Origin of the sequence: Mannheimia pernigra (assembly GCF_013377995.1) — a bacterium.
In the GTDB taxonomy this organism is placed as follows: domain Bacteria; phylum Pseudomonadota; class Gammaproteobacteria; order Enterobacterales; family Pasteurellaceae; genus Mannheimia; species Mannheimia pernigra.
On record NZ_CP055305.1, the window covers coordinates 627,056 to 639,060 of the forward strand.

The following is a 12,005-nucleotide window of genomic DNA, read 5'->3' on the forward strand; positions in this document are numbered from 1 at the left end:
GATTTTGCAAAATTTTCTGTAAAACCGACCGCTTGTTTATTAGCGAATAAAATTAAGCCACTTCGCTTAATTTAACTGGGCGGTTTTCTTCCAGTGATTTTTTTGCAGCCAGGGCGATTAACACCGGTTGTAAGCCATCGTTGCCGTTAACTAGCGTTGGTTTGTCATTCACAACGGAATCTACGAAGCAGCTGATTTCGTCGGCGAAGGATTGCATATAACGCTCTAAGAAGAAGTATTTCGGTTTTTCTGCAATCACGCCATTTTCGCCAGAGAACACGGCAGTTGAGCTGGTGTCGTTGGTGATGTGAATTGCCCCTTTTGAACCGAAGACTTCAGCACGTTGGTCGTAGCCGTAAGCGGCTTTACGGCTATTGTCGATTACGCCGATTGCACCGTTTTTCAGTTTCAGCGTAATCACGGCGGTGTCGATATCGCCCGCTTTGCCGATTTCTGGATTCACTAGCACGGTTCCCACTGCAAACACTTCTTCGACTTCGCTGCCGGATAAGTAACGAATCATATCGAAATCGTGAATGGTCATATCGAAGAACATTCCACCAGAGACTTTTACATACTCAATTGGTGGTGCGTCTGGGTCACGAGAGGTGACACGAATCACGTGCGGTTCGCCGATGTCGCCAGCGGCAACACGATCTTTAATCGCTTTGAAGTTGTGGTCAAAACGGCGGTTGAAACCTACTTGGAATTTCACGCCTGCTTTTTCCACCGCAGCTAACACTTCGTGAATTCTTGCTGGGTCTGCATCAACTGGTTTTTCACAGAAAACGTGTTTGCCAGCAAGGGCAGCTTCAATTGAGATTGGGGCGTGAGTGTTGGTGGATGAGCAGACTAACACTGCATCGATTTCCGGATCTTGCAGGATTTGTTTGTAGTCGTCATAAACGTGCAAAATGCCCATTGATTTCGCCCACGTGGTCAGCTCATCGGTAATACGAACGTCTGAAATCGCCTTGATTTCTGCGCCTTTCACATATTTGCTGATACTTTCAGAATGTACACGACCGATACGGCCTGCACCGATAATACCTACTTTTAACATCTTAAACTCCTGCGGTTTCACGAATATATTTTCTGCCTTTGAGGGCGTATTCAAACGGGTTAGCGAGTGCTGGGTCTTGTTCGGCTTCCACCACCATCCAGCCTTTGTAATCGTGTTTTTCGAGGATCTCGAAAATCGGTTTGAAGTCGATTACGCCATCGCCTGGGACGGTAAATGTGCCTTTTTTCACCCCTTCTAAGAAGCTCAAATCTTTCGCTTTTACTTCGGCGACCACTTCGTCACGCACATCTTTTAAATGCACGTGAATAATGCGGTCAATGTATTTTTCCAACACGCCGAGCATCGCTTTTTGGCAGCCTTCGGAGTAGTAAAGGTGGCCTGAATCGAATAACAGATAAACATCATCATTCACTTCTGCCATATAGCGATCAATCTCTTCTGGGGTTTGAATGCCCGTGCCCATATGATGATGCAAGCAGACTTTCATCCCTTTTTCCGCTGCCAGTTTTGCCAGCTCGTTATAGCCTTCTGCCATACGTTTCCAGTCAGCATCGTCAAACACTGGTTTTTCTTTGAAGACTGATTTGGTTGTGCCTTGAATGCTGTGGCTCTGCTCGGAACAGCCGATCACTTTTGCACCCATAGCGTGTAAGAAATCACGGTGTTTGATAAACTCAGCGATGGTCTCTTCACGTTTGCCATCGACAAAGAAAGTGCTGAACCACGCATTACAAATCTGAATGCCACGTACGTCTAATTTGTGTTTTAGTACTTCAACATCTCGTGGATATTTGTTACCCACTTCACAGCCAGTGTAGCCCGCCAACGCCATTTCGCTCACGCACTGTTCGAAAGTGTTTTCTGCACCGAGCTCCGGCAAGTCATCGTTTGTCCAGCCGATAGGGGCAATGCCTAGTTGAATGTTTTCTGCTTTCATAGAGAAACCTCTTGGTTTGTAGAGATAATTAAGAGTACAAGCGGTAGATTTTGTAAAAAAATTTGCAAAATTGACCGCTTGATGTTCTCCCCTCTTTAGCAAAGAGAGGATTGTTTTTTAACTAATACTTCCGAGCCTTCTCTAACTGCTCTTCGGAGCGTTGGCGGGCTTGTTGAATACGCTCGCTGTCAGAGACTTCCGCCACGCCCACGTGCCACCAACAGCCGTAGCCGTGAGCCATCGTTTTCGGCAACACTTTAATGTCGATTAGCGTGGAAACAGTTTGCTGTTTTGCATCAAGAAGTGCCGCACGTAGTTCGGCTTCGTTGGTCACACGGTAAGTTTTGCAACCGTAGGCTTCGGCGTTTTTCGCAAAATCAATTGGCACTAAACCACCATTTAGCTGGTTACTTTGGGCATTACGGAAACGGAATTCCGTGCCGAAGCTATCCATACCGTTGCCGATTTGCAGGTTGTTGATACAGCCGTTAGTCATATTGTCAAACAGCACCACGTTGATTTTTTTGCCTTCTTGCACGGAGGTGACTAATTCGGTGTGAGCCATTAAGTAAGAGCCGTCACCGAGTAGAGCATAAACTTCTTGCTCAGGTCTGGCGATTTTCACGCCGACCGCCGCACTCACTTCGTAGCCCATACAGGAGTAGCCGTATTCGAGGTGGTAGGTCTCTTCGCCTTTGCTTAACCAAGTACGTTGTAAATCACCTGGCAAGCTACCCGCGGCAGCGACGATAATGCCATCGTTTTCAATAGTTTCATTTACAATCCCCAGCACTTGTGATTGGGTCAATTGCGAGCCAGTGAGTTGGATAAATTCGTTATGCACGGCTTTGTGATCGAGGTTATCATTGATTTCAGGGGTGAAATCTGGGCTATATTGAATACTACGCAGACGTTGAATTTCTGCTGCAAAGTCTGCTTTGGCTGCCCGAATTTCATTGCCCCATTGTGCTTGATAACCGCTTGGAATCGCTTGGCTTAACGCTTCTAATGCGGTTTTTGCATCGGCAACAATTTGTATGCCGTCTAATTTATAGGCATCGAAACGAGCCACATTGATATTTAAGAACTGTACGTCGGGATTTTGGAACATCCATTTCGAAGATGTGGTGAAATCGGTGTAGCGTGTGCCGATACCGATGACTAAATCTGCCTCTTTCGCTAAACGGTTTGCAGCTAAACAGCCCGTTTCACCCACGCCACCCACGTTTAATTCGTAGTCAGACACCACCGCACTTTTACCTGCTTGGGTTTCAGCAAACGGAATTCCAAATTGTTTTGCAAATTTTTGCAAAATTTGACCCGCTTGTGAGTAACGTACTCCACCACCGCAGACGATCAGTGGTTTTTTCTTGGCGGTAATTAGTTTCACTGCATCATCAATCATTGCTGCCGTCGGCAAGGTGCGTTCTAGGCGATGTACACGTTTTTGTAAAAAGCTATTCGGGAAGTCGAAACTTTCCGCTTGCACATCTTGCGGCAATGCAATTGTTACTGCTCCAGTTTCCGCAGGATCAGTTAAAACACGGAACGCATTGATACAGGCACTCATTAACTGTTCTGGGCGTTGTACTCTGTCCCAATATTTACTGACAGAGCGGAAGGCATCATTGGTGCTGATGCTTAAGTCGTAAGGTTGTTCGATTTGTTGCAAAACGGGGTCTGGCTGGCGAGTAGCAAACACATCACCTGGTAATAATAGTAGTGGAATGCGGTTTGCTGTGGCATTTGCGGCTGCGGTGATCATATTTGCCGCACCTGGTCCGACAGACGAGGTGCAAGCGATGGTTTTTTGACGTAAATTTTGTTTCGCAAAGCCCATCGCCAAATGAGCCATACCTTGTTCGTTTCTACCTTGATACAGTGTTAGTTCACCTGCATTTTGAGCAAGTGCCTGCCCGATTCCTAATACATTGCCGTGTCCAAAGATTGCGGCAACTCCGTGAACAAATTTGATCTCTTTACCATCGACTTCAAGATATTGATTATCTAAAAATTGTATTAGTGCTTGTGCGACGGTTAAACGAGTTGTTTCCATAAAGCCCCCTTGTATGGTAACCGCTACAAGCGGTTATTTTTTCGTAAAAACTTGCAAAATGAAAATTTTATTTCATTATTTTATCAGCAAAATTAAAAAAAAGATGTGAGCAGCCTCACATTTTTACTAATTCGCGGCATTTTAGTGCAAAGTGAGAGTAAGATCACAGAAATGATAATTTAAATAGAATAAAATTGAAATAAAAATTTCGTTTTTGTATTATAAGTAAAGTTGAAACAAATTTTCATTGAAAGGAGTACTTTATGACGACTGTTAATCATCAAGATCGTCCGTTGGATTTAATCTGTTTAGGGCGAGTAGCTGTCGATTTATACGGGCAGCAAATCGGTTCTCGTTTAGAAGAGATGACAACTTTTGCCAAATATTTAGGCGGTTCATCGGGTAATGTCGCTTATGGTACCGCGGTTCAAGGTTTGCGTTCTTCAATGTTGGCTCGTGTGGGCGATGAGCATATGGGGCGTTTCCTGCGCGAAGAATTGCAAAGTGTTGGCGTCGATACCAGCCATTTAATTACCGATAAAGAACGTTTAACCGCATTGGTGATATTAGGAATCAAGGATAAAGAGACCTTTCCTTTAATTTTTTATCGTGATAACTGTGCGGATATGGCAATTACCAAAGATGATTTTAGTGAGGCGTATATTGCTTCTAGTCGTGCATTGGCAATCACTGGTACGCACCTTTCTAATCCAAAGACCCGTGAAGCAGTGTTGACTGCCTTAGAATATGCAGGTAGAAATGAGGTAAAACGTGCTTTAGATATTGACTATCGTCCTGTGCTATGGGGATTGACCTCACTCGGCGATGGAGAGACCCGTTATATTGATAGTGCAGAAGTAACGAAATCTTTACAAGAAGTGTTACATCATTTCGATGTGATTGTCGGTACGGAAGAAGAGTTCCATATTGCAGGTGGCTCAACGGATACGCTCACGGCATTGAAAAATGTACGTAAAGTGTCGAAGGCAACATTAGTGTGCAAACGTGGAGCATTAGGCTGCTCGGTATTTGAGGGGGAATTACCTGATGATCTAGATGGTGGTTTGAATGTGTATGGCGTGCGTGTTGAAGTGCTAAATGTGCTGGGAGCAGGTGATGCCTTTATGTCTGGTTTACTACGTGGTTACTTAAATAATGAAGGTTGGGAGCAAGCTTGTCGTTATGCGAATGCTTGTGGTGCGTTAGTGGTTTCTCGTCACGGTTGTTCTCCTGCAATGCCTACTAAGCGTGAGCTAGATGATTATCTCACTCGTGCAGAAAGCGTGCCTCGTCCTGATTTAGATGAACGCCTTAACCATTTGCACCGCGTCACTACCCGCAAAAAATCATGGGAAAATCTTTGTATTTTTGCGTTCGACCACCGCAAACAGCTGGTGGATATGGCGAACAAAGTCGGGGCAGATGTCGATCGTATTCCGAAGCTCAAACAACTTCTGTTAAAAGCGATGGAGCAGACCGCAGCGGAGGCAGGACTTCTGCAAAATCAAGCAGGGATTTTAGCGGACACTACTTTCGGGCAAGATGCGTTAAATGAGATTACTGGAACAAATTACTGGATTGCACGCCCAATTGAAGAGCCATCTTCTCGTCCGTTAGAGCTCGAATATGGCGATCTTGGTACACAACTGGCTTCATTTCCTCGTGATCATGTAATTAAATGTTTGGCGTTCTATCATCCGAATGATGAAAGCGGTTTAAAAGCTCGCCAAGATCGCAAATTGAAAGAGGTGTATCAAGCGTGCAGCCGTACTGGTCACGAATTGTTGTTAGAAATTATTCTGCCAGCCGATATGCCGCAGGACGAACAGTATTACAACGAAGCGATTACCCATTTCTATCAACTTGGTATTAAACCAGAGTGGTGGAAATTACCAGGTGTTTCAACAGCCCAATGGCAAGCAATTTCTGCGACTATTGAAGAGAATGACCCAGATTGTCGTGGTATTCTGATATTAGGTTTAGATGCACCGCTTGATGTATTTAAAGCCACCTTTGAACAAGCCAGAGGCTGTGAAAAAGTAAAAGGTTTTGCGGTAGGCAGAACTATTTTCGGTGAACCGTCAGAAAAATGGCTTGCAGGACAATTAGATGATCATGCATTGATTCAAGCTGTATCAGAAAAATATAGAACCTTAATTGACCTCTGGCAAAAACGCTAATGTCATCCTACCTAAACCCCTCGCTGATGTGAGGGGTTTTCTTTTGTAAAAATTGCTGAAATAGGACCGCTTGATGCCCGAATTTTCTTAAAAAGAGAAATATCGGGCAAATTCCTCTTTTCGCAAAATGGAGTAAATGTGAAGCAGTTCACATTCTAGATATAAATTCCCGTTCATTTTATGAAATAAATGGTTTTACTTTTGCAAATAATGAAAAATATATTTCAGTTTCATTCTGTTTGAATAGGAGTCTATGTATGAATAAAAACGCTTCGCCAACTCGATTTCATGCCAGTTGGGAATCAATAAAGCAACATCAAGTCCCAGAATGGTATGAGGATGCAAAATTCGGTATTTTTATCCACTGGGGGATCTATTCTGTGCCTGCTTTTGCCCCGCCAACTTGCCAGTTAGGCGAAATTGATATTGATGAACAGTGGTTCTGCAATAACCCCTATGCAGAATGGTATGCAAATTCTATTAATGTGAAGAAAGGCCCGACTTACGAACATCATTTGAAAACCTACGGCGAAGATTTTGCCTACAATGATTTTATTCCTCAGTGGAAAGCTGAAAAATGGCAGCCGAAAGCGTGGGCAGAGTTGTTTGCTAAGGCAGGGGCAAAATATGTGGTATTAACGACTAAACATCACGATGGCTTCTGTTTGTTCCCAAGCAAATACACCGATTTCAATGCCACTTTGCAGGGGCCAAAACGCGATATTATGGGAGAGTTAACTGACCATATACGTGGTCAAGGTTTAAAAATGGGGGCGTACTACTCTGGCATTATTGATTGGACTTATTCCTCTGTTCCTATTTTTACCGAGAGCCAAAATTTCTCAAATGCTTGCCCAACCTATGAATATGCAGACTATGCGTACAAACAAGTTATTGAGTTAATTGATCGTTATAAACCAGAAGTATTATGGAATGATATTGGTTGGCCATTGGTCGGCGAGCATATGCTACCACATTTGTTTGCCCATTATTACAACACTGTTCAAGGTGGCGTAGTTGATGATCGTTGGAACAAACTCTGGTGCGATTTCACTTCTAAAGAGTACAAACACGGTGTAGCTTCTCGTGAGAAAAAATGGGAGATGTGTCGTGGAATGGGACTGTCGTTTGGTTATAACCAAGTAGAAGATGAAAGCCATCTAATTTCAGTGAAAGATCTAATTTCATTGTTGGTTGAAACAGTTGCAGATAATGGCAACTTATTGCTGAATATAGGTCCGAAAGCGGATGGTACAATCCCAGAGGAGCAGGTTGAACGTTTGTTAGCCTTAGGAGCTTGGTTAGATATTAACGGAGAGGGTATTTATAAATCCCGTTGTAGCCAACAGCCAACTGAGAAAGTGGGTGATGTAACTTATCGCTATACTAATGTCGGACAAGATCTCTACCTCTATATTGATGGTTTAACCGAGAGGGAGGCTAAGTTGCCGTTATCGGTATATGGCGAGCTGCACGCTCTTAATCCTGAATTACAGTTTGAAGTAGAACTAGGTCTACAAGGTCGAGTACTACATATTCAAAATTACCAACCAGATTGGTATGTATTGGGCTTTAAAATTGCTAATGAGGGAAAATAACTATGAGCATTTCACAACGTTTTATTGATTTTATGAATACGCACGTTGCCCCAGTAGCACGCCGTATGGAAAATCAACCGCACATTTCCGCCATTCGTGACGGCTTTATTGTTGTGCTACCATTTTTGATTGTTGGTAGCTTTATTATGATTTTGCTGATTCCTCCGTTTGATGAAAATACAACTAATGCATTCGGTCAAGCTTGGTGGAGGTTCTCTAATTGGGCAAGTCCTTATGGTTGGAATTTCTTCCAAATGTCCTTTAATGCTATTTCGCTTTTTACCTCAGCCAGTATTGCTTATAACCTTGCTAAAGCCTATAAACGGGAACCTCTACCTGCTGCATTCCTCTCTGTGATGGCATTTTTATTAGTAGCAACGCCAGTGAAAGATGGAATGATGGACATCAAATTCTTTGGCGGCATCGGGCTTTTCTCTGCAATCTTTATTGCCATTTATTCAGTGGAAATGACCCGCTTGTTAGAGTTCTTAAAAATTAAGATAAGCTTACCAAAAGAAGTGCCACACGCAGTGGCTGAATCACTTAATATTGTAATTCCAATTTTAGCCATTTTACTTACGCTCTACCCGTTCTCAATTTGGGTAGAAAGTGAAACTGGTAGAAATATTCCACAGTTGATTATGGACTTTATGGCTCCGCTTATTGCTGTGAGTGATTCCTTAGGAGCAATTTGTCTCTTTGTTATTGCAACACACTTGCTCTGGTTCTTGGGGATTAATGGTTCGCTAGTATTAATGCAACTCTGGACACCATTCTTATTACAAAATATGGCGGCAAATTTAGCAGCATTCCAAGCAGGAGAGCCATTACCGTTTATCATCACTAACTCATTCTGGGATTTTTATATTGTCCATGGCGCATCAGGTGGAGTAATTGCGTTAGCCTTCTTACTTGTTCGTAGTAAATCTGTACACTTGCGTTCAATTGGTAAAATTGGTTTGGTACCGTCATTCTTCTCTATCGGTGAGCCAATTGTGTACGGCGTGCCAATGGTGGTGAACCCGCTATTTTTTATCCCGTTGATTTTAGCTCCATTAGCAAATGCAGTAATTGCTTATCTCATTTTAGATTTTGACCTAATCCATCGCATTTACTTGATGGCTCCTTGGACAACACCAGCACCCATCGGAGCATACTTAGTTTCCGCGGGTGATATTTGGGCACCAATTTTAAGTATCGCTTTGATTATTTTGGATATTTTCATCTACTACCCATTCTTCAAAATGTATGAAAAAATTTGTGTAGAGAAAGAAAAATCACAAACTCTGAGCGAAGAAGAGCAAAAAGAGTTGATTGAAAAAGCAAAATTAGCGGCACAATAACGTTTAAAAAGCAAAAAATGAAATGGCTATTCCAAGTGAATAGTCATTTTTTTGCAAATTTTTTCGAAATTTCAACCGCTTGTTGCTAAAATAGTGCGGTGCATTTAGCCAATTATTTTAATAACTAGGAAAAAGAAATGAATGAACCTACCCAACTTGCCCATTTTCAAGAGGAGATCCGTAAGCAGTATGACGGTTTGAGTAAACGCCTTAAGCAAGTGGCACAATATATTTTAGATAACGGAAATAGTGTAGTATTTGATACAGTTTCTGTCATTGCTGAGCGAGCTGGCGTTCCGCCATCAACGCTTATTCGCTTTGCGAATGCGATGGGATTTAGTGGGTTTAATGAAATCAAACAGCTTTATCGTCAAAATATGATGGAAGGTACCTCTCGTTACACCGAGAGAGTGCAACTTTTTCGTCAAATTGAACCGCTTGATGAGGATAATGAACTTAATCATATTCTTGATGTGTTTGTACAAGGCAATACTCAAGCGATGCAACAATTGTCTGAACAAATTAGCCAAGAGCAATTAGCACAAACAGTAGAGATTTTGCATAATGCCAATCGCATTTTTATTGTTGGCTTAAAGCGATCGTTTAGTATTGCTAACTATTTAAATTATGCGTTGCATCATTTAGATTATGATGTATTTATGATCGATGGTTCTGGTGGAATGTTTGATGAGCAACTTAGCCGAATTCGTGAGGGCGATACCGTTATAGCGGTAAGTTTTTCACCTTATGCTAATGAGACATTAAACATTGTGACAGCAACTTCACGCTCTGGTGTAAAGCATATTGCAATTACAGATAGCCAGCTTAGCCCACTACTTTCTTTTAGTGATGTTTCTTTTATTATTAAAGAAGCCCAAGTCAGTGGCTTTCGCTCTCAGTGTGCCACTATGACTTTAGCTCAAACAATAGCGGTTTCACTTGCACTGAAAAAAGCTTAATAACTCAATAAAAATAGACCTGTAGAGTGCAGGTCTATTTTTATTTATTAGCTAATTAGAGCTTTGATCTCATCACAATATTCGGCAGATTTCGTACCAAAAATAATTTGTTGAGTATTGCCAACTTTTACCACATCTATCGCCCCCATCTTTTTTAATGCGGGTTTATTAAGTAAATTGTTGTTATTTAATACCACCCTCAAGCGAGTTAAACAGGCATCTAAGGTTCTAATATTCTCTTTATTACCAAGAGCAGTTATGATTTTAGTGATAATATCTGTATTAGACATCTCTCCTCCTTTTGGAAAGAACATTTTAGAAAAAATTATCCATTCAGCCAAGCCATATACTCGGCGGTTCCTTCTGCGACCGTTTTAAAGTTATCTGTATAGCCTGCCGCTCTTAGCTTAGTTAAATCGGCTTGAGTAAAGGTTTGGTAGCGAGATTTTAAATGATCTGGGAATGGAATGGTTTCTATTTCCCCTTTACCGTGATATTTAATTACTGCATTTGCAACTTCTTGGAAAGATTCTGCTTGACCTGTGCCAAGATTAAAAATGCCTGAAATGTTGTGTTGCCATGCCCAAATGTTTACTTTTGCTACATCTTCTACATAGATAAAATCGCGTAAAAATTGTTCTGATCCTGCAAATAATTTTGGGTTTTCGCCTTTTAGCATTTGGTTGTTGAGATGGAAAGCCACACTTGCCATTGAGCCTTTGTGCTGTTCACGCGGACCATAAACGTTAAAGTATTTGAAGCCACAAACTGGAGATTCCGCTTCTGGCAGAATACGTCTAATATATTCATCAAACAAGAACTTGGAGTAGCCGTAAGCATTTAATGGGCTTTCAAATTCACGTTTTTCGATAAAATTATCAGAGCGTCCGCCATAGGTTGCCGCACTAGACGCGTAGAAAAATGGAATTTGGCGATCTAAGCAGAAATGCAATAACTCTTTTGAATATTCGTAGTTATTTTGCATTAAGTATTTTCCGTCCCATTCAGTTGTTGCAGAGCAAGCCCCTTGATGGAAAACAGCATCAATATTGCCAAAATCATCGCCAGCAATAATTGAGGCGATAAAGTCTTCTTTATCGCAGTAGTCGGCAATATTTAAATCAACTAGGTTGATAAATTTTTCGCCGTTTTTTAGGTTATCTACCACTAAAATATCAGTACGGCCAATTTCATTTAACGCTTTGACAATATTACTGCCAATCATTCCAGCGCCACCAGTTACAATAATCATTTTTCTATCCTTTCTTTGTTGTGTTGAATTTGCAAATTTTTATGCTTTTTTAACCGCTTGTAATTGGTTGCTTTGCTTTTTCATCTGCTTTTTCAGCTTCTGCATTTTTTCTTTAATGCGTTGGCGTTTGAGAGCTGAGATATGATCTACAAATAACACACCATTTAGGTGGTCGATTTCGTGCTGAATACAGATAGCGAAAAGTTCATCTGCCTCAAAGGTAATTTCTTCGCCTTTTCGGTTAAGGGCTTTGACTTTTAATTTTGCTTTGCGTGGCACTAATGCCCTGTGTCCTGGAATAGAAAGGCAGCCCTCTTCAATGCCTGCTTCGCCGCTACTTTCTAAAATTTCTGGGTTGATTAGCACCACTTGGTTGGTTTTATCGCCCTCAATATCAATGGTAATCACACGTTTTAATACGCCTACTTGCGGGGCTGCAAGCCCAATGCCTTCGTGTTCGTACATTGTTTCAAACATATCATCAATGAAACGATTTAATTTTTCATCAACCTGTTCTACAGGTTCACACATCGTTGCTAACCCCTCATCAGGATAGAGTACAACATCTAATACTGCCATTTTTGTGATCTCTCTCGAAAAGTTTAAAAAATTCGTTTGGCTATTTTAAACCTTTTCTTATTATTAGGGAAATTTTG

At 41.7% G+C, this 12,005-nt stretch carries 10 protein-coding genes; 4 read left to right on the top strand and 6 right to left on the bottom strand.

Annotated features, from left to right (window positions below):
- Window positions 1–52 precede the first annotated feature (52 nt).
- The 3 genes from iolG to iolD all read right to left on the bottom strand — a co-directional run bounded on the left by iolG (window position 53) and on the right by iolD (window position 4,017).
- Entirely contained in the window at window positions 53–1,063 is a 1,011-nt protein-coding gene (gene iolG / locus HV560_RS03100) for an inositol 2-dehydrogenase (RefSeq protein WP_176807906.1), read from the bottom strand.
- A gap of 1 nt (window position 1,064) precedes the next feature.
- Window positions 1,065–1,961 (bottom strand): myo-inosose-2 dehydratase, encoded by an 897-nt coding sequence (iolE, locus tag HV560_RS03105; RefSeq protein WP_176807907.1) that lies wholly within the window; start codon window positions 1,959–1,961, stop codon window positions 1,065–1,067.
- 121 nt (window positions 1,962–2,082) lie between these two features.
- A complete protein-coding gene (gene iolD / locus HV560_RS03110; RefSeq protein WP_176812126.1) occupies window positions 2,083–4,017 on the bottom strand; it encodes a 3D-(3,5/4)-trihydroxycyclohexane-1,2-dione acylhydrolase (decyclizing) in 1,935 nt (644 codons plus the stop codon).
- 263 nt (window positions 4,018–4,280) lie between these two features.
- Here iolD and HV560_RS03115 point away from each other — a divergent pair, with 263 nt between their 5' ends.
- The 4 genes from HV560_RS03115 (at window position 4,281) to HV560_RS03130 (ending at window position 10,097) form a co-directional block, all read left to right on the top strand.
- A complete protein-coding gene (locus HV560_RS03115; RefSeq protein WP_176809349.1) occupies window positions 4,281–6,197 on the top strand; it encodes a bifunctional 5-dehydro-2-deoxygluconokinase/5-dehydro-2-deoxyphosphogluconate aldolase in 1,917 nt (638 codons plus the stop codon).
- Between the two features lie 257 nt (window positions 6,198–6,454).
- On the top strand, window positions 6,455–7,795 hold the full coding sequence (locus tag HV560_RS03120) for an alpha-L-fucosidase (protein ID WP_176812127.1): 1,341 nt from the start codon (window positions 6,455–6,457) through the stop codon (window positions 7,793–7,795).
- A gap of 2 nt (window positions 7,796–7,797) precedes the next feature.
- On the top strand, window positions 7,798–9,138 hold the full coding sequence (locus HV560_RS03125; protein ID WP_176812128.1) for a PTS sugar transporter subunit IIC: 1,341 nt from the start codon (window positions 7,798–7,800) through the stop codon (window positions 9,136–9,138).
- A gap of 137 nt (window positions 9,139–9,275) precedes the next feature.
- Window positions 9,276–10,097, top strand: coding sequence for a MurR/RpiR family transcriptional regulator (locus tag HV560_RS03130; RefSeq protein ID WP_176807911.1), 822 nt, complete (start codon window positions 9,276–9,278; stop codon window positions 10,095–10,097).
- A gap of 47 nt (window positions 10,098–10,144) precedes the next feature.
- Here the strand turns inward: HV560_RS03130 and HV560_RS03135 are convergent, their stop codons facing one another.
- Genes HV560_RS03135 through def form a run of 3 tightly spaced genes read right to left on the bottom strand, consistent with a single transcriptional unit; the run spans window position 10,145 to window position 11,928 of the window.
- Window positions 10,145–10,387 (bottom strand): PTS sugar transporter subunit IIB, encoded by a 243-nt coding sequence (locus HV560_RS03135; protein ID WP_159628937.1) that lies wholly within the window; start codon window positions 10,385–10,387, stop codon window positions 10,145–10,147.
- A 35-nt stretch (window positions 10,388–10,422) separates the two neighbouring features.
- Window positions 10,423–11,349 (bottom strand): ADP-glyceromanno-heptose 6-epimerase, encoded by a 927-nt coding sequence (gene rfaD, locus HV560_RS03140; protein WP_176809347.1) that lies wholly within the window; start codon window positions 11,347–11,349, stop codon window positions 10,423–10,425.
- A gap of 39 nt (window positions 11,350–11,388) precedes the next feature.
- A complete protein-coding gene (gene def / locus HV560_RS03145) occupies window positions 11,389–11,928 on the bottom strand; it encodes a peptide deformylase (RefSeq protein ID WP_176812129.1) in 540 nt (179 codons plus the stop codon).
- Window positions 11,929–12,005 lie beyond the last annotated feature (77 nt).

What these genes read in the sequence shown, in the direction of transcription:
- iolG (WP_176807906.1), bottom strand. Translation starts at nt 1,063, where the DNA reads ATGTTAAAAGTAGGTATTATCGGTGCAGGCCGTATCGGTCGTGTACAT.
- iolE (WP_176807907.1), bottom strand. Translation starts at nt 1,961, where the DNA reads ATGAAAGCAGAAAACATTCAACTAGGCATTGCCCCTATCGGCTGGACA.
- iolD (WP_176812126.1), bottom strand. Translation starts at nt 4,017, where the DNA reads ATGGAAACAACTCGTTTAACCGTCGCACAAGCACTAATACAATTTTTA.
- HV560_RS03115 (WP_176809349.1), top strand. Translation starts at nt 4,281, where the DNA reads ATGACGACTGTTAATCATCAAGATCGTCCGTTGGATTTAATCTGTTTA.
- HV560_RS03120 (WP_176812127.1), top strand. Translation starts at nt 6,455, where the DNA reads ATGAATAAAAACGCTTCGCCAACTCGATTTCATGCCAGTTGGGAATCA.
- HV560_RS03125 (WP_176812128.1), top strand. Translation starts at nt 7,798, where the DNA reads ATGAGCATTTCACAACGTTTTATTGATTTTATGAATACGCACGTTGCC.
- HV560_RS03130 (WP_176807911.1), top strand. Translation starts at nt 9,276, where the DNA reads ATGAATGAACCTACCCAACTTGCCCATTTTCAAGAGGAGATCCGTAAG.
- HV560_RS03135 (WP_159628937.1), bottom strand. Translation starts at nt 10,387, where the DNA reads ATGTCTAATACAGATATTATCACTAAAATCATAACTGCTCTTGGTAAT.
- rfaD (WP_176809347.1), bottom strand. Translation starts at nt 11,349, where the DNA reads ATGATTATTGTAACTGGTGGCGCTGGAATGATTGGCAGTAATATTGTC.
- def (WP_176812129.1), bottom strand. Translation starts at nt 11,928, where the DNA reads ATGGCAGTATTAGATGTTGTACTCTATCCTGATGAGGGGTTAGCAACG.